Below are 18591 nucleotides of genomic sequence, written 5' to 3'. Positions count from 1 at the left end.
TTTTTATTCGTGGCTAAATTATGAAAAGAGTACTGCTCACAACCTTAACTACGGGCTCACGTATGGCGACATTCTGCCAGTGTATTGAGAGCCTACAGCAGCAAAATATCAATGATACATTTAGCATTGATATTTTGGTTGTTGAAAACAATAAAACTCACAATCAAGCGGTAGTTGAGGCGATTGCTCGGTATCAGCACACCCCTTTTACTATCCATCATCAATTGGAAACTACAGCAGGTATCCCTTTCGCACGTAATAACGGGTTACGCTTCGGTCAACAGCAAGGCTTTGATTATTTGGCTTTTGTTGATGATGACGCAATTGCCGATCCAAACTGGATCCAAACGTTATTTGTCGCCTTACAAAATAATCAGGTTCAAGTGACTACAGGGCCACAATTTCCAATTTATCCTGATGACACAGCAACATTATATACCGCAGCCAAGGTTTACCATGAACGTAAACTGGCAGATGGTGCTGCGCTTTCTTGGGCGGCAACCAATAACGTTTTGCTTGATTTACACTTCTTTGCGCAAAACCAATTAGCGTTTAATAACCAGCTGATTTTCGGTGGTGAAGATAAGGCATTGTTCCAACAAGTTGGTCGTCATGACGGCAAGATATTATGGGTACAAAATGCGATCATTAGTGAGTTTATTAGCCCAGAGCGTCTTAATGTGAAATGGGCGCTCAAGCGTCGTTTCCGTATTGGTGCCACCGAGTTTCAAATTGAATCTTGCATTAACTCTCCTGCAAAAAGCTATGCTCGCTGCCTATTCAAAGGCTCCGCTTACTTAGCAAAAGGCGCACTGATGTTACTGCCGGATGCATTACTGCCAAGCCGTAGCATCCTCAATTCCTTAGGCGATCTTACCCATGGCTGTGGGTTCTTTTACGGCTTATTTGCCAACGTTAAAAGCTACACTTGATCTGACTTATTACGAGATTCTATAGATGGCAAATCCAATTCAAGTTTCCGTTGTCATGGCGGCATGGAACTCTGCTCAATTTATTACTCAAGCCATTGATTCTGTTTTGCAGCAAACCGACGTTGAGCTTGAAGTGTTAGTGGTCGATGACGCATCAACCGACAATACCGTGGAAGTTGTCAGCAAACATCCCGACCCTCGGGTAAAAGTGCTCACTAGTGAACAAAATGGTGGGCCGGGTGCAGCGCGAAATATTGGTTTTCAAGCGGCACAAGGTGAATGGATTGCAGTGGTCGATTCTGATGACGCGATGCAACCAGAGCGCCTTTCTGTCATGCTAAAAATGGCAGCGAATGATACCGACATCATTATTGATAACTTCTGTGAACAAACCGCAGATGGTGTACAAACAACACCGATTTATAACCGTGCTGAATTACCTGTTGGCGACTTCAGCCTTGCCCACCTCATTGCAACCAATTTAATGTTCAGTGATGTACATTCAACAGGTTATGTGAAGCCACTGTTTCGCAATGCGTTTATCAAACAACATCAAGTGCGATATTGGCCAGAAGTGAAGATTGGCGAAGACTATTATTTCTTGGCTAATTGCCTCGCTTTTGGTGCAAAAGCGCAAGTTGTCGATTACTGCGGCTATATTTATACCATTCGCGAAGGGTCTATCTCACGTGTCATTAATATCGAACATATCGATACCTTGCTGAAATATGACACCCAATTAGTTAATAGCTTTAACTTTGATGCCAGTGCGGTAAACGCTCAGCAATATCGCACTAAAAATATGAACACAGCGCGTAAATATTTAGAGATCGTTGCCAAGTTAAAGCACAAAGATCTTTCGGCATTTATCGACATGATTAAATATCCACACTCAGCATTATTATTATCGCTACCCGTAAAAAAGCGTCTCAATAGAGCACTTAACAAATAGGTTTTGTCATGAAAAAAACACTTCTTGCTAGCACATTACTTTTATTTTCTGGCTATAGCTTTGCCGCGCAACACGACACTTCATCTCACGTTGTTGATAAACAACACAAACGTTTAATATGGGCGGATGAGTTCAATTCAGGTACACGTCCGAACCCTAAAGATTGGACATACGAAACAAAGTTTATTCGTAATCAAGAAGATCAGTACTACACCACCAGCAGTAAAAACTCGCGTATTGAAAATGGAAACTTGGTGATTGAAGCGCTGAAAGAAACCGTACCAAATGCAGATTACAATCCCAACGGCACTCAGTGGTATCAACAACGTAAAGACGCCTATTACACCTCAGCCAGTTTAACCACCGCGGGAAAACATTCTTGGGTACATAAACGCGTTGAAGTACGCGCAAAACTACCGCAAGGGCGTGGCACATGGCCTGCTATTTGGCTACTCGGCGACAACATTAAAACCGTTGGCTGGCCTGCATGTGGTGAAATCGACATCATGGAGTATGTTGGCTACAACCCACACTTTGCATACTCTACGACCCATAAATCGGATCGTAACCAGACTTTAGGTAACTCCATACCAGGCGTGATCCAAGATGACAAATTAGAAGATGGTTTCCACACTTACGCAACAGAATGGGATAGTAATGAAGTTCGCTTCTACTACGATGGTAAGCTCTATCATACCCAGCAGCGTAACGGTGAAGCCTGGCCATTTGATAAGCCAATGTACCTGATTTTAAACCTCGCTATCGGTGGTGGCTGGGGGGGACAGAAAGGAATAGATAACTCTATTTTTCCACAGGAATTTTTAATCGATTATGTTCGTGTCTACGATCTGAAGTAACAAACTTTAAAGTCGCAAATAATGAAGTCTTTCGCATTTAAAAAGAAAGGTGCTCTATTTGCTGATATATGCATTAAGTCTTTAATAATATAGCAGTATAAAACGTAATAACTTTATATACATACTAGGATGTACGATGATAAAAAAATGTCTCTTTCCTGCCGCAGGCTACGGTACGCGCTTTTTACCCGCAACCAAATCAATGCCAAAAGAAATGATGCCCGTAGTTAACAAACCCTTGATTGAATATGGCGTAGATGAAGCAATCCAAGCAGGCATGAACCGCATTTGTATTGTGACAGGTCGTGGTAAAAACACCTTGATGGATCACTTTGATAAGAATTACGAGCTTGAGCATCAAATCAGTGGTACTAACAAAGAAGAGCTATTGGTTGATATTCGCGACATTATTGATTCAGCGTACTTCACTTACATTCGTCAGCGTGAAATGAAAGGCTTAGGCCATGCGATCCTAACAGGACGTGAGCTTGTAGGTAACGAACCCTTTGCTGTGATACTTGCCGATGACCTTTGTGTAACCGATGAAGAACAACAAGGCGTGCTGGCGCAAATGGCTGAGCTTTATAAGCAATTTCGCTGCTCCATTGTCGCGGTTGAAGAAGTACCAGAAGAAGAGACACACAAGTACGGCGTGATTTCAGGTCAAATGCTACGTGACGATCTATTCCGTGTTGATAACATGGTAGAAAAACCAGAGCCCGGCACTGCGCCAAGTAACTTAGCAATTATTGGTCGCTACATCCTTACTCCTGACATCTTTGACATTATTGAACAAACAGAGCCCGGTAAAGGTGGCGAAATCCAAATTACCGATGCCCTAATGCAACAAGCACAAACAGGCTGTGTATTAGCATATAAATTTAAAGGTAAACGTTTTGACTGTGGTAGTGTTGAAGGCTATATCGATGCAACTAACTATTGTTTTGAGCATGTTTACAAAAAAGGTAAACATAAAGAGCTAGCCCAACAGAAAACTGGCAAGAAATAAACACACAATCCCGCTTAACCGCGGGATTTTTTTTATCCATTTCACTGTGTTTTTACTCAGTATTTTTTGCTCATTATGATCCGCTGTGAAATACTAGTCGTTAAATAAAATAAAAGAATCATCACTGATATGGATAACATCGAAGTCAGGGGTGCTCGCACCCATAACCTTAAAAATATTAATCTAACGATCCCCCGCGATAAGCTCATCGTTATCACAGGGTTATCAGGTTCGGGGAAATCCTCTCTGGCTTTTGATACCTTGTATGCAGAAGGTCAACGTCGTTATGTTGAATCTCTTTCTGCCTACGCACGTCAGTTTTTATCCCTGATGGAAAAGCCTGATGTCGATCATATTGAAGGGCTTTCGCCTGCCATTTCCATCGAGCAGAAATCCACCTCGCACAACCCACGTTCAACCGTTGGTACGATTACCGAAATTTACGACTATCTACGTTTATTGTACGCCCGTGTCGGTGAGCCTCGCTGTCCAACCCATGACATTACGCTTGCAGCGCAAACTGTGAGTCAGATGGTCGACCAAGTCTTAGCCATGCCAGAAGGCAGTAAGCTAATGCTACTGGCACCTATCATTAAAGAGCGTAAAGGTGAGCACGTAAAAACGCTGGCGAACTTAGCTGCACAAGGTTATATCCGCGCCCGTATTGATGGTGAAGTTTGCGATCTTTCCGATCCACCAACATTAGAGCTACATAAAAAACATACCATTGAAGTGGTCGTTGATCGCTTCAAAGTTCGTGACGATCTACAGATCCGCTTAGCCGAATCTTTTGAAACCGCTTTAGAGCTATCAGGCGGTAATGTAGTGATAGCACCGATGTCCGGTGAAGAAGGTGAAGAGCAGGTATTTTCTGCCAATTTTGCCTGTCCACACTGTGGTTATAGTATGCAAGAGCTTGAACCACGCCTGTTCTCGTTTAACAATCCAGCCGGTGCCTGTGGTACTTGTGATGGGCTTGGTGTTCAGCAGTACTTCGATCCCGAACGGGTGATTCAAAATGGCGAATTAAGTTTATCTGGCGGCGCTATACGCGGCTGGGATAAACGTAATTTTTACTATTTCCAAATACTTAAATCACTTTCTGAGCATTATAAGTTTGACGTTGAAGCACCCTTTGATTCGCTATCGAAGAAAATCAAAGAAGTCATTTTAAACGGTTCTGGCAATACAGAGATCGAGTTTAAATACATCAACGATCGTGGTGATATTACCGTAAGACGCCATCCATTTGAGGGGATCCTCAATAATATGGAACGTCGTTACCGTGAAACCGAATCTAACTCAGTAAGAGAAGAGCTCGCAAAGTTTGTTTCGACTAAGCCTTGTTCAAGCTGTCATGGTTCGCGCCTACGCCAAGAAGCACGCCACGTGTTTATTGGTGAAACCAACTTGCCACAAATCTGTGAAATGAGCATTAGCGGCGCACACCAATTCTTCGATGAGCTAGCTTTAACAGGGCAACGGGCGCAAATTGCAGAAAAGATCTTAAAAGAAATCAACGAGCGTTTAAGTTTCTTAATCAATGTTGGCTTAAACTACCTGAGCCTATCTCGTAGTGCAGATACTTTATCTGGCGGTGAAGCACAACGTATTCGTCTTGCCAGCCAAATTGGTGCAGGGCTTGTGGGCGTGATGTACGTTTTAGATGAGCCTTCCATTGGTCTCCACCAGCGTGATAACGAACGACTACTCAAAACCTTAATTCATCTTCGTGATTTAGGAAATACCGTGATTGTGGTTGAGCACGATGAAGATGCCATTCGTGCTGCAGATTATGTGATTGATATTGGCCCTGGTGCGGGTGTTCACGGTGGTAATATCATTGCGCAAGGTGGCGTTAAAGATATCTTAAAATCAAAAGAATCATTAACAGGACAATACCTCAGCGGTAAAAAAGCAATTGAAATTCCTGCAGAGCGAACACCGTTTGATCCCGAAAAAACCGTCAAACTACTGGGCGCTACCGGTAACAACCTAAAAGATGTCAATGTTGAAATCCCTGTTGGTTTATTTACCTGTATTACCGGTGTTTCTGGCTCAGGAAAATCAACACTTATTAACGATACCTTCTTTGAAATTGCTCATCACAAATTAAATGGTGCAACAACTGGCACACCTGCGCCGTATCGTGAGATCCAAGATCTAGAACATTTCGATAAGGTTATCGACATTAACCAAAGCCCGATTGGTCGTACTCCGCGTTCAAATCCTGCCACTTATACCGGTATTTTCACCCCTATTCGTGAGCTTTTTTCAGGCACTCAAGAAGCCCGTTCCCGTGGTTATAAACCAGGGCGTTTTAGTTTTAACGTTCGTGGTGGTCGCTGTGAAGCCTGCCAAGGTGATGGTGTTATTAAAGTTGAAATGCATTTTCTTCCCGATGTTTATGTCCCTTGTGATGCCTGTAAAGGAAAACGTTATAACCGTGAAACCTTAGAGATCCGCTACAAAGGTAAAACCATTGATGAAGTGTTAGAGCTTACGGTTGAAGATGCACGAGAATTCTTTGATCCGGTTCCCGCTATTGCAAGAAAGTTACAAACCTTAATGGATGTTGGTTTATCGTATATTCGTTTAGGTCAAGCGGCGACAACCTTATCAGGCGGTGAAGCACAACGTGTAAAACTCGCAAAAGAGTTATCGAAACGCGATACCGGAAAGACACTTTATATTCTGGATGAGCCAACAACCGGACTACACTTCCACGATATTCAGCAGCTATTAACAGTGCTGCATAAATTGCGTGATAAAGGTAATACCATTGTGGTGATCGAACATAACTTAGACGTAATAAAAACCGCAGATTGGATCATCGATCTTGGTCCTGAAGGCGGTAGCGGTGGTGGTGAGATCATTGCAACAGGAACACCTGAAGATGTAGCGAAAGTGAAAGGCTCACATACAGCAAGGTTCCTTAAACCGCTGCTAGGTTAGAATATGAAAACACGCTAGTATATGATAACAGGCTGATTTTATTCAGCCTGTTTGCTTATTCATACTCAGGAACAACCATGACAGTGTTACAACTCGAAGGTACCAGATTAGAAAAGAAACGGATTTCTAAACCATTGGTACGCTATTTCCTTGCAACAATCGGTGTTATTTTTATTGTTGCTATGCACTACTTCCAACATAATCCCGGCGGTTCAGGGCTTGAGCTCTCGTTTAACGCTGCAGTTTGGATCCCTTTTAGTTTTGCTATCTCCTTCGGCTTACTGGAAATTTGTCGCCAACAAATCTGGCGTTATTCACGCCTAACACTATTATTGTTTACTTGTTGTGTACTGCTGACTCTCCCCATTTTTTATTCCAATGCTGATGCAGGAGCGGCGTTTAATCGCTTGTTTACCTTGTGGGCTGGATTTCTGTTTTTTGTCAGCTTGCAGCAATTCGTTTTTACCCACCAGCAACGCCAACGTTTGTTATGGTTTATTTTAATTGGGGTACTCATTGAAGCCGTATTTGCGTGGTATCAATACCTTTGGATCCCAGCAAAGAACCCTATCGGCTATGACACTATCGCTAACCGCCCTTATGGTATTTTTCAACAACCAAATGTGATGGCGAGTTTTCTTGCAACAGGGCTTGTGATTGGTACGTATCTATTAGCACGTATTCCGCTATATCGCGGTAAATGGTCATGGCAACATGTCACTTTGCTGATAACACCTATACTAACGATTCCAATATTAGTGGTATTGAACTCTCGTACAGGCTGGCTAGGCGCAATTATCGGTATAGTACTAATGCTGCCGTATTTACGTCGCTTTGCCGCAAAACAAGCTCAACGTTTATGGTTGTTAATGATTACATTAGGGCTTTGTTTAGCATGGAATATTTCATCTACAGAGAATTGGTCACCAAAAGAAAACAGCACCAGTCTAGAAAGTTTAAGAGCAATCCACTTCCCACAAGCCTATGATATGTTTACTACTAAACCACTCACTGGTTATGGCTATGGAAAGTTTGAAGCAGCTTACATCACACAAACAGCGTTATGGCATAATGAAGATCCAGCACAACATGCAGGTGTTCCTAGCTTAGATCACCCACATAACGAGTTACTTTTCTGGGCAGACGAAGGCGGTATAGTCCCACTTATCGGCTTATTGCTTGCTGCATTTGCGGTAATGGTAAAAATAAGAAAAGCGCCTAATGGTACCCAGTTAGCCTTAATAGGATTGTTTTTCCCTATCGTTCTGCATACCCAACTTGAGTATCCTTTCTACCATTCATTAGTCCATTGGCTGATCTTTATCATACTGATATTTTGGGTAGATAACCTCACCACCAAATATCATCGCCAATCATTAAGCTACGTACTAGGGCTGAAAGTTTTCGCACTTATTGTACCAATTTTTATCTCTAGCTTTATGATAACAACCCTGTATTCAGGTTGGCAGTTAACTAAATTTGAAACCACTCGACCAGTCAATATTGAATACTTACTAAAGGTGAATAATCCATGGTCGTGGAAAAACCGTTTTGATTGGGATTTGCAGTTAACCCAGTTACAACTCGGAATTAGCAGTAATAAGCCAGCATTAATTGAAGACTATATTCAATGGGCAACCGAGAAAGCGAAAACATGGCCGCGACCGGCACTGTATCAAAACCTGATCCTCGCTTACGATGCCCTCGGCAATAAAGAGCAAGCATCACAAATCAGAGATGAAGCGCTGTTCTTATTCCCATCTTTAAATTTTGAGCAGCAAAACAGCGAAGCAAAGGCAACGTCTGCTGCTAAATAACTATAAAAAATGGCTACCCAATTGGTAGCCATTTTTATTTACTCATCAATAAATTACTTCAATGTGGTTTCTAGCACTTTTAAGCACAGCGCAACATTTTCACTTCTCGCACCATAGCCCATCAAACCGATACGCCACGCTTTACCTGCCAACGCACCTAAACCTGCTCCGATTTCCAAGTTGTAACGTTGCAGCAACTCATTACGTACCTCAGCATCATCAACGCCTTCAGGGATATAAACCGCATTGAGTTGGGGCAAACGTGACATTTCTTCTACCACAAATTGGATCCCAAGCTTTTCAAGCCCTGCTTTAAGCTCTTCATGGACATTTCGATGGCGCTGCCATGCATTTTCTAACCCTTCGTTTTGCAATAATACCAAGGCTTCATGCAACGCATATAAACTGTTTACAGGTGCAGTATGGTGATAGCTACGCTTACCTTCACCACTCCAATAACCTAGCACCAAACTTTGATCTAAAAACCAGCTTTGTACTTTGGTTTTACGTCGTTGGATCTTATCAATCGCCTTTTGAGAAAACGTTAATGGCGATAACCCCGGCGTGCAGGACAAACACTTTTGGCTACCTGAATAAACCGCATCTAATTGCCACTCGTCCACCAGCAAAGGAACACCACCAAGTGATGTCACCGCATCAACAATCGTTAAGCAATCATGTTTACGGGCAATTTCCGCCAATGTTTTCGCATCACTCAATGCGCCGGTTGAGGTTTCGGCATGTACAAAAGCAACAATTTTAATTTCAGGATCGTTTTGTAACGCTTGATCCACTAAATAAGGATCAACCGCCGCCCCCCATTCGTTATCCACAACGATAGCAACACCACCACAACGCTCGACATTTTCCCGCATCCGTTCCCCGAAAACGCCATTACGGCAAACTAGTACTTTATCCCCAGCTTCAACGAGATTAACAAAGCAGGCTTCCATTCCTGCACTACCTGGCGCTGAAACAGCGATAGTAAAGGCATTTTGGGTTTGAAAGGCATATTGCAACAATTGTTTTAATTCATCCATCATACCGATAAATAATGGATCAAGGTGCCCTACCGTAGGACGACTAAGCGCTTGTAATACTTGCGGATAAATATCTGATGGTCCCGGCCCCATGAGGGTTCGATGCGGCGGGATAAAGCTGGTAATTGTCATTCTTTTGCTCCGTAAAGTCATTGTCCCTGTCGATATTTTTATGTGGAACGCGTTGCTATCTATTTTAGAGTATTAGAGCCCTTTCATTGGTGCAAGCGACCTATAACGATCCTATGACACACATTGATGAAATATCATATGTAAATAAATTGTCATATTCCATTTGACAACAGGGTGATGAATCTTATTCAATAAGATGATATTTTATTCAAGCACTTATTATTCAAACAGTACGACTTAAAACGGAAGAGGAGCGTTACCTAGGTATCATAATGACAGGACCCCATCCAATCGCCATTATGAGAGGGAGAGTAACGCCGAGGTATAACTGATTAGGGGATGAGTTATATCGGCTATGAAGGTTGAATCCTTCTAGCTGTCACCAAGGTCAATGATTGACATTGGTGGGGAGCTTCTGGGTGAGTGACTATTCACCTCTTATGCTCTCCTGACAGGATGTCGGGAATACTCCCGAAAAAATAGCCTACCTTGTGATGTGTTTACTATTTAGGGAGAAATTAATTATGGACAAGGCTGCAACACATTCAGATTCACTCACTGTCGCAAAATTTGGCGGTACCAGTGTTGCTGATTACACCGCAATGAGCCGAAGTGCTGCCATTGTTACTGCTAATCCAGACACTAAAATTGTGTTAATCAGCGCCTGCTCTGGTGTCACGAATATTCTGGTAGAACTTGCCAATGGCGTGAGCGATTCAACGACCCGCCAACAGCGCATTCAGACACTGACCCAAACCCACCAAGATGTTCTTGATCAACTTCAGCACCCAGAAAATATTCAAGACGCTATTTACGGCCTACTTGATAACATCGCAACCTTAGCTGAACATGCGGCATCAACAACCTCTGCACAATTGACCGATCAAATTGTTAGCCATGGCGAGCTGCTTTCAACCCATCTTTTTAGTCAAATATTAGTCGAGCTAAACGCCCCAGCTGTACGTGTAGATATTCGTTCCATCATGCGTACTGATGATCAATTTGGTAAAGCGATCCCACAGCCAGAAACAATTAAGCAATTAGCGACTGAGCAATTATTACCACTATTAGACAATAATATCGTGGTATCACAAGGCTTTATTGGATCAAACAGCCAAGGTGTTACGACAACACTTGGTCGTGGGGGGAGTGACTATAGTGCCGCTTTAATCGCAGAAGCCGTAAATGCTAGCACATTAGAGATTTGGACTGACGTACCGGGTTTATACACTACCGACCCACGTATTACATCGGCCGCTAAACCGATCAAAGAGATCAGTTTTAGCGAAGCATCTGAAATGGCAAACTTTGGTGCTAAAATTTTACACCCATCAACCCTAGTACCTGCTGTTCGTCAACAGATCCCAGTATTTGTAGGTTCATCAAAAGCACCAGAGCAAGGCGGTACTTGGATCAGACAATCCGTTGAAGAAGCGCCACTATTTAGAGCACTCGCATTACGTGCCAACCAAACCATGGTGACACTCACGAGCTTAAATATGTTCCATGCATATGGCTTTTTAGCAGAAGTCTTTCGTATCTTGGCTGAACATAAAATCTCAGTTGATCTCATCACAACCTCAGAGGTCAGCGTTTCACTGACCTTAGATCAAACTGATACGGGTGGCGGTGCGCCAACGCTTCCGCTTCAAGTCGTTGAAGAATTAAGCCAATTATGTGTGGTTGACGTCGAGCAAGGGCTATCACTGGTTGCACTTATCGGTAACCAAATGAGTGATACGAAAGGCTCAGCCAAAGATATCTTTGGCGCGCTAGAAGATCATAACCTTCGTATGATTTGCTACGGCGCTAGCCCACATAATTTATGTTTCTTAATTAATGAAGATGAAGCTAAAGACGTGGTTCGCACACTGCACGCATCTTTATTGGAATAAGCTCTTTCTAACTAACCCAAATAAAGTTCCGATAAACAAAAAGGCGCATTGAGCGCCTTTTTTATTCACTATCGATTAAGCATTAAAGATTTGGGCCTAACCATTTCTCAGCTTCGATCAAATCCCAACCTTTTCGATCGGCATAACTTTCTAACTGATCTTGCTGGATCTGAGCAACCGCAAAGTAACGAGAATCAGGATGTGAGAAATACCATCCCGAAACTGCAGCACCAGGCCACATTGCGTAACTTTCCGTTAGTGCCATGCCAGTATTTTTCTCAGCATCAAGTAACTGCCAAATAGCACCTTTTTCGGTATGCTCAGGACATGCGGCGTAACCAGGTGCAGGACGAATACCTTGATACTTTTCTCGGATCAAATCGTCATTATTCAGATTTTCATCAGCTGCATAACCCCAAATATCTTTACGTACCATTTCATGCATACATTCAGCAAAGGCTTCCGCTAATCGATCCGCAACAGCCTGTACCATAATGGCATTGTAATCATCACCTTTTGCTTTAAATTGCTCAGCAATGTCATATTCACCAATCCCACCTGTTACCGCAAAAGCGCCAATCCAATCAGCCTTGCCGCTCTCTTTAGGCGCAATATAGTCAGATAAACAATAGTTAGGACCTTTCGGCTTTTTGGTTTGCTGACGTAAACCATGCAGCACAGTTAAAACATCAGTTCGGCTATCGTCTGTGTACACTTCAATATCATCACCGACATTATTGGCAGGGAATAAACCACACACACCGTTAGCTTTAATCATGCCTGTTTTCTCGATCTCATCTAAGATTTTATTAGCATCATTAAACAACTTAGTCGCTTCTTCACCCACAACTTCATGACGAAGAATCGTTGGGTATTTACCACTTAATGACCACGTCATGAAAAATGGCGTCCAATCGATATACTTACGAATTTCAGCTACAGGAAAATCAGTGAAGGTGTGAACACCGGCTTTTTTCGGTACTGGCGGCGTATAATTTTGCCAATCAATATTAACCGCATTAGCACGTGCTTCTTCTAACGAAATAGGTGCGGTACGTGGTTTCTTACGCGCATGTTGCTCACGTACCACATCGTACTCTTGGTTTAAACGCTCAACAAACGCTGGCTTTTGTTCATCAGACAATAACGCAGAACAAACACCTACTGCGCGTGATGCATTAGATACATACACTACTGGCTGATTGTAGTTTTGCTCAATCTTAACCGCCGTGTGGGCTTTAGAAGTTGTTGCACCACCGATAAGCAAAGGGATATCAAATCCTTGTCGCTCCATTTCTTTGGCAACATGGACCATTTCATCAAGCGATGGCGTGATCAAACCCGACAAGCCAATAATATCGACGTTTTCTTCTTTGGCGACTTTTAGAATTTTATCGCATGACACCATCACTCCAAGATCGATAATCTCGTAGTTATTACATTGCAGTACAACGCCGACTATATTCTTACCAATATCGTGAACATCGCCTTTAACGGTTGCTAGAAGTATTTTACCGTTGGTTTGTCCAGCCTGCTTTTCAGCATCAATATACGGCTCTAAATAGGCAACAGCTTGCTTCATGACTCGAGCCGATTTTACGACTTGCGGTAAGAACATCTTACCTTCACCAAATAGATCACCAACAACGTTCATCCCAGCCATTAATGGCCCTTCGATCACTTCGAGTGGTTTACTGGCTTTCTGACGAGATTCTTCAGTATCTTCAACAATAAATTCGGTTATACCTTTAACTAGCGCATGCTCTAAACGCTTTTCAACTGGCCATCCGCGCCATTCTGCAGCGCTGCGATCTTCTTCAACATTACCGCTATCTCTGTATTTAGCGGCAATGTCTAATAAGCGCTCTGTACTATCATCACGGCGATTAAGCACAACGTCTTCAACCGCATCGCGTAATTCATCAGGCAGATCATCATAAATTGCAAGCTGACCTGCGTTAACAATTCCCATGTCCATACCGTTTTTAAAGCAGTAATACAGGAAAACAGCGTGAATAGCCTCACGTACCGCATTATTACCACGGAAAGAGAACGAAACATTCGACACCCCGCCTGATACCATGGCATACGGCAGCGTGCGTTTGATATCCCCTACCGCTTCAATAAAATCAACGGCGTAATTGTTGTGCTCTTCAATACCTGTCGCAACAGCAAAAATATTAGGATCAAAAATAATATCTTCAGGTGGAAAGCCGACTTCATCAACCAACACACGATAAGCATTAGTACAAATTTCAATTTTACGTTCGCGAGTATCCGCCTGACCAACTTCATCAAATGCCATCACGATAATCGCAGCACCATAACGACGAAGTAATTTCGCTTGAGTGATAAAGTTATCTTTACCTTCCTTCATCGAGATAGAGTTAACAACAGGCTTTCCTTGTACACATTTAAGCCCTGCTTCTAACACTTCCCATTTAGAAGAATCGACCATAATAGGCACTTTCGATATTTCAGGCTCTGTAGCACAAAGGTTTAAAAAGCGTACCATTGCAGCCTTCGCATCAAGCATCCCCTCATCCATATTAATATCGATGATTTGAGCCCCAGCCTCCACTTGCTGACGAGCAACCTCTAATGCTTCATCATAAAGCTCTTCTTTGATTAAGCGCTTAAATCGAGCAGAGCCTGTCACATTGGTACGTTCACCAACGTTAATAAATAAGGTATCAGCATCAATCGTTAACGGCTCTAACCCTGATAAACGGCAAGCAATTGGAATATCAGGTAATTGGCGAGGTTTAAGATTTTGAGTCGCTTCATACATATGGCGGATATGTTCTGGCGTAGTACCACAACAGCCCCCCACCATATTGAGAAAACCACTTTTCGCCCACTCGCGGATATGTTCCGCCATTTCTTCAGCTTCAAGATCATATTCGCCAAAGGCATTAGGTAAACCCGCATTTGGGTGAGCTGAAACAGCACATTCTGAAATACGCGATAACTCTTCAACATACTGACGTAATTCATCAGGCCCAAGCGCACAGTTCAAACCAAAGGAAATAGGTTTAACATGACGTAATGAGTTATAAAACGCTTCCGTTGTTTGTCCAGAAAGAGTACGTCCCGAGGCATCTGTTATGGTGCCTGAAATCATCACTGGTAGTTCAAAACCCAATTCTTCAAAAACCCCAGAAACAGCAAAAGCGCAAGCTTTAGCATTCAAGGTATCAAAGATAGTTTCAAGCAAGATAATATCGGCGCCACCTCGAATTAAGGCATGTGTCGATTCGGAATAGGCTTCAACTAGTTCATCAAAGGTAACATTACGATAGCCAGGATCGTTAACATCAGGAGAGATAGAGCAAGTACGGTTTGTCGGTCCTAAAACACCTGCAACAAAACGTGGTTTTTCTGGTGTTTTAGCGGTCCATTCATCGGCAGCAAGACGAGCGAGACGCGCTGCTTCATAGTTAATTTCCGCGCTCAACGATTCCATGTCGTAATCCGCCATCGCAATCGTTGTAGCATTAAAAGTGTTGGTTTCTAGAATATCCGCCCCGGCTTCTAAATACGCGAGGTGAATATCTTTAATCAGCTGGGGTTGGGTTAATACTAAAAGATCATTATTCCCTTTTAGATCAGAATGCCAATCAGCAAATCGTTGACCTCGATAATCATCTTCTTCCAATTTATAACCTTGGATCATGGTGCCCATGCCACCATCAATGATCAGGATTTGCTCTTCCAACCGCTTATGCAGTAATTCCTTGCTGTTTAACACGTCACTACATCCTTATAATCCATTACAGCTTTGTAACATCCTACCACACTTCAATTGGGGATAAAGAAAGCTAAATATAATTTACACAACAAAAGCTTTTCAAAATAAAACAAATTATCAGTAGCCATTAATTACTGATGGTTTTACTATTTCGTCACAAGTTTTCTAACAACCCACCAATCTAGAGGTTACGCATGTCGGTCTATAGCACACTCTGCTTTCTGGCTGCAGCAGCAATGCTTATTGCTTTTGTAAACAGTAAAATAGGTAAGATGCAAACAACCATTGCCATCACTGCCGGATCATTAATCCTGTCACTATTGATCATCATTGCGGGACACAACGGTTGGTTCCATCTTGAAGATGTTGCCGCGACTCAAATCAGCAAAATAAACTTTGAAGATTTCCTATTAAAAGGCATTTTAGGCTTCTTATTATTTGCTGGCGGCTTAGGTATCAAGTTACCCCATCTTGAAGATCAAAAGTGGGAAATTACCGTATTAGCACTGGGCGCCACTTTATTCTCCACCTTTTTTATTGGCTTCAGTTTATGGGGTATCTGCCAGTTAATCGGAATTCAACTAGATCTGATTTACTGTTTACTCTTTGGTGCATTGATTTCCCCTACCGATCCTATTGCTGTATTGGCCATCGTTAAGAAAATGAATGCGCCTCGCCGTATTTCGACTCAAATCGAAGGCGAGTCTTTATTTAATGATGGGTTTGGCCTCGTTATCTTCGTCACCATGTTTACCATTGCTTTTGGTGATGCCGCACCAACAGTGATGGGCGTAACCCAGCTATTCTTACAAGAAGCGATTGGTGGCATTGCTTACGGCTTTATTCTTGGTCTAGTTTTCCACTACCTCATTAGCTCAACCAATGATCACTCTATGGAATTACTGCTTACTATCGGTATTCCAACCGCAGGTTATGCTTTAGCAGAAGTTCTTCATGTCTCTGGCCCACTTGCTATGGTGGTATCTGGGATCATGATTGGTAACTGGACCCGTTATATTGGCTTTTCAAAAGAAAGTGAAGAGCACCTAGATCACTTCTGGGAATTGGTTGATGAATTCCTAAATGGGGTCTTATTCCTGTTAATTGGTATGACCATGCTTGATTTTAGCTTCCACCAAGAAGACTGGATCCTAATGATTATTGCGGTACCTTTAGTTCTTCTAAGCCGTTACATCAGTGTCAAACTGCCATATGTGGGCTTCAATCGCTACCGCCAGTACAATCCAATGTCAGTCAAGATCCTCACTTGGGGTGGCTTACGCGGAGGTTTAGCATTAGCAATGGCAATGGCTATTCCTGCTGGAGTCATGGTAATTCCAGAGAAGGGGATCGATGTCCGAGAAATCATCCTCGTAATGACATATTCAGTGGTTGTATTCTCGATCCTGATCCAAGGTTCAACCATTACCCCATTAATTGAAAAAGCCAAGCTTTGGGAATTAAAAAATAAATAAGTAATTATTCCATCAACAAAAAAGCCTGCACTTCAATGCAGGCTTTTTTATTATTCGTCTTTCGTAAAACTCGCTTCGGAGAAGTGCTCTAAATCGTAAGGCGTTTGCTGATATACACAATAGTTTAGCCAATTACTAAATAGTAAATGACCATGACTACGCCAACTCGCAATAGGTGCATTCGAAGGATCATTCTCAGGATAATAGTTCACAGGTACTGCTGGCTCCATCCCTTGTTCGCTATCTCGTACAAACTCATTATGCAATGTATCTACATCATATTCAGGATGCCCCGTTACGAATACATTACGTTTATCTTTTGTTGCTGCTAAATATACTCCAGCCTGCTCTGAAGTCGCTAATATATCAAGATCAGTATGCTTGGTTAAATAATCATGAGAGAAGTCAGCATAGCGAGAATGGGGGGCAAAGAAAGTATCATCAAACCCTCGTAGTACCGGGTGATGACAATCATGAATTCGATGTTGATAAACACCTGATAATTTCTCTTTTCGTGTACGCTTCGGCAAGTCATAGAGAAGTTTTAGCCCAGCTTGAGCAGCCCAACAAACAAACATAGTTGATGTTACATGCTCTTTTGCCCAATTCATGATGATTTGAATTTCTTCCCAATAAAGCACATCTTCAAATTGAACTAAACCTAACGGCGCTCCCGTTACAATCAATCCATCAAAATTACGTTGCTTCACCATCTCAAACTGACGATAAAAAGTATCTAAGTGTTCTTGAGGAGTATTTTTTGTTGGACGATTATCGATTCGTAATAGCTCTACATCTACTTGAATTGGGCTATTGGATAATAAGCGTAAGAACTGTGTCTCTGTCTCAATTTTTTTTGGCATTAAATTTAATAATAATACCTTCAACGGACGGATCCCCTGGCTAGCAGCACGCTTCTCTGTCATCACAAAGATATTTTCACTGCGCAGAATATCAGTAGCAGGTAGGCGATCAGGTATTTTTATTGGCATCTTTGTTGACTCCTTTCGACACAAGATGTTTAGCCGTCTAAACTTCCATCAACGTTATAGAAAAAGAAAGGCAGACGCAAGTTTAGTGCAAAATAATAACATAATAGATAAATATAGAGATAAAGAGATATGGGAAATATGAGGGCTTATAAACGAGAAAACCCAGCCTAAGGCTGGGTTTTAAAATAAGATTTAGCGATGTCCTACTCTCACATGGGGAGGCCCCACACTACCATCGGCGCTACAACGTTTCACTTCTGAGTTCGGCATGGGATCAGGTGGGACCGCTGTGCTATGGTCGCTAAACAAATAAATGGTGCTAGTACCCAGATTTGAACTGGGGACCTCACCCTTACCAAGGGTGCGCTCTACCAACTGAGCCATACCAGCACACAAAGCTTGTATGAAAGCTGCTTATGCAACATTCTAAATTTGAAGCCTGGCGATGTCCTACTCTCACATGGGGAGACCCCACACTACCATCGGCGCTATTACGTTTCACTACTGAGTTCGGCATGGGATCAGGTGGGTCCATAACGCTATGGTCGCCAAGCAAATTTGGTTTTATTTATTGTCTTCGACAATAAATAGCAATCTGGGAAAGGTAACTAGTGTTCTCTACACGTTCAAGTGTACTTGGAGTCCGCGTTTCTCTTGACGAGATAAAAACCCCTTGGGTGTTGTATGGTTAAGCCTCACGGGCAATTAGTATCGGTTAGCTCAATGCCTCGCAGCACTTACACACCCGACCTATCAACGTTGTAGTCTTCAACAACCCTTTAGA

At 42.5% G+C, this 18591-nt stretch carries 11 protein-coding genes, 1 tRNA gene, 3 rRNA genes and 1 riboswitch; of the genes, 8 read left to right on the top strand and 7 right to left on the bottom strand.

Going from position 1 to position 18591, the window contains the following annotated elements; all coding sequences use genetic code 11:
• Positions 1-20 precede the first annotated feature (20 nt).
• The 6 genes from C9J45_RS08375 (at position 21) to C9J45_RS08350 (ending at position 8522) form a co-directional block, all read left to right on the top strand.
• Positions 21-932 carry a glycosyltransferase gene (locus tag C9J45_RS08375; RefSeq protein WP_107206490.1) on the top strand — a complete coding sequence of 304 codons (912 nt, stop codon included), beginning with the start codon at positions 21-23 and terminating at the stop codon, positions 930-932.
• A gap of 25 nt (positions 933-957) precedes the next feature.
• Positions 958-1884: a glycosyltransferase family 2 protein gene (locus tag C9J45_RS08370; protein WP_107246272.1), complete on the top strand. Its 927-nt coding sequence runs from the start codon at positions 958-960 to the stop codon at positions 1882-1884.
• Positions 1885-1892: 8 nt separating this feature from the next.
• Positions 1893-2741 (top strand): glycoside hydrolase family 16 protein, encoded by an 849-nt coding sequence (locus C9J45_RS08365; protein ID WP_107206488.1) that lies wholly within the window; start codon positions 1893-1895, stop codon positions 2739-2741.
• A 136-nt stretch (positions 2742-2877) separates the two neighbouring features.
• A complete protein-coding gene (gene galU / locus C9J45_RS08360) occupies positions 2878-3750 on the top strand; it encodes a UTP--glucose-1-phosphate uridylyltransferase GalU (protein ID WP_107206487.1) in 873 nt (290 codons plus the stop codon).
• A gap of 129 nt (positions 3751-3879) precedes the next feature.
• Entirely contained in the window at positions 3880-6705 is a 2826-nt protein-coding gene (gene uvrA / locus C9J45_RS08355) for an excinuclease ABC subunit UvrA (protein ID WP_107292424.1), read from the top strand.
• Positions 6706-6782: 77 nt separating this feature from the next.
• Positions 6783-8522, top strand: coding sequence for a PglL family O-oligosaccharyltransferase (locus tag C9J45_RS08350; RefSeq protein ID WP_107206486.1), 1740 nt, complete (start codon positions 6783-6785; stop codon positions 8520-8522).
• A gap of 53 nt (positions 8523-8575) precedes the next feature.
• Here the strand turns inward: C9J45_RS08350 and C9J45_RS08345 are convergent, their stop codons facing one another.
• Complete coding sequence (locus C9J45_RS08345) at positions 8576-9694, bottom strand: alanine--glyoxylate aminotransferase family protein (RefSeq protein WP_107206485.1); 1119 nt, start codon at positions 9692-9694, stop codon at positions 8576-8578.
• 238 nt (positions 9695-9932) lie between these two features.
• Positions 9933-10117, top strand: a riboswitch (Lysine riboswitch).
• Between the two features lie 101 nt (positions 10118-10218).
• Here C9J45_RS08345 and lysC point away from each other — a divergent pair.
• A complete protein-coding gene (gene lysC / locus C9J45_RS08340; RefSeq protein WP_107292423.1) occupies positions 10219-11589 on the top strand; it encodes a lysine-sensitive aspartokinase 3 in 1371 nt (456 codons plus the stop codon).
• A gap of 82 nt (positions 11590-11671) precedes the next feature.
• Here lysC and metH read toward each other — a convergent pair whose 3' ends face one another.
• On the bottom strand, positions 11672-15340 hold the full coding sequence (metH, locus tag C9J45_RS08335; protein ID WP_107206483.1) for a methionine synthase: 3669 nt from the start codon (positions 15338-15340) through the stop codon (positions 11672-11674).
• 194 nt (positions 15341-15534) lie between these two features.
• On the opposite strand from metH, the gene C9J45_RS08330 reads away from it, so the two are divergent.
• Positions 15535-16815 (top strand): sodium:proton antiporter, encoded by a 1281-nt coding sequence (locus C9J45_RS08330; protein WP_107260268.1) that lies wholly within the window; start codon positions 15535-15537, stop codon positions 16813-16815.
• A 50-nt stretch (positions 16816-16865) separates the two neighbouring features.
• Here the strand turns inward: C9J45_RS08330 and metA are convergent, their stop codons facing one another.
• The 5 genes from metA to C9J45_RS08305 all read right to left on the bottom strand — a co-directional run.
• On the bottom strand, positions 16866-17807 hold the full coding sequence (metA, locus tag C9J45_RS08325) for a homoserine O-succinyltransferase (RefSeq protein ID WP_045185647.1): 942 nt from the start codon (positions 17805-17807) through the stop codon (positions 16866-16868).
• 190 nt (positions 17808-17997) lie between these two features.
• A 5S ribosomal RNA gene (gene rrf / locus C9J45_RS08320) occupies positions 17998-18113 on the bottom strand.
• An 8-nt stretch (positions 18114-18121) separates the two neighbouring features.
• A tRNA-Thr gene (locus C9J45_RS08315) sits at positions 18122-18197 on the bottom strand.
• 47 nt (positions 18198-18244) lie between these two features.
• A 5S ribosomal RNA gene (gene rrf / locus C9J45_RS08310) occupies positions 18245-18360 on the bottom strand.
• A gap of 131 nt (positions 18361-18491) precedes the next feature.
• A 23S ribosomal RNA gene (locus tag C9J45_RS08305) occupies positions 18492-18591 on the bottom strand; the annotation flags it as partial.

It is taken from the genome of Photobacterium sp. GB-1, from assembly GCF_003026165.1.
In the GTDB taxonomy this organism is placed as follows: domain Bacteria; phylum Pseudomonadota; class Gammaproteobacteria; order Enterobacterales; family Vibrionaceae; genus Photobacterium.
Note: the sequence above shows the minus strand (reverse complement) of the source record. Positions and strands in the feature narration are given on the sequence as shown.

Excerpts from the sequence above, each read along its gene's own strand:
- lysC (WP_107292423.1), top strand. The coding sequence starts at position 10,219 with ATGGACAAGGCTGCAACACATTCAGATTCACTCACTGTCGCAAAATTT.
- C9J45_RS08345 (WP_107206485.1), bottom strand. The coding sequence starts at position 9,694 with ATGACAATTACCAGCTTTATCCCGCCGCATCGAACCCTCATGGGGCCG.
- C9J45_RS08330 (WP_107260268.1), top strand. The coding sequence starts at position 15,535 with ATGTCGGTCTATAGCACACTCTGCTTTCTGGCTGCAGCAGCAATGCTT.
- uvrA (WP_107292424.1), top strand. The coding sequence starts at position 3,880 with ATGGATAACATCGAAGTCAGGGGTGCTCGCACCCATAACCTTAAAAAT.
- metA (WP_045185647.1), bottom strand. The coding sequence starts at position 17,807 with ATGCCAATAAAAATACCTGATCGCCTACCTGCTACTGATATTCTGCGC.
- C9J45_RS08365 (WP_107206488.1), top strand. The coding sequence starts at position 1,893 with ATGAAAAAAACACTTCTTGCTAGCACATTACTTTTATTTTCTGGCTAT.
- C9J45_RS08350 (WP_107206486.1), top strand. The coding sequence starts at position 6,783 with ATGACAGTGTTACAACTCGAAGGTACCAGATTAGAAAAGAAACGGATT.
- C9J45_RS08375 (WP_107206490.1), top strand. The coding sequence starts at position 21 with ATGAAAAGAGTACTGCTCACAACCTTAACTACGGGCTCACGTATGGCG.
- C9J45_RS08370 (WP_107246272.1), top strand. The coding sequence starts at position 958 with ATGGCAAATCCAATTCAAGTTTCCGTTGTCATGGCGGCATGGAACTCT.
- galU (WP_107206487.1), top strand. The coding sequence starts at position 2,878 with ATGATAAAAAAATGTCTCTTTCCTGCCGCAGGCTACGGTACGCGCTTT.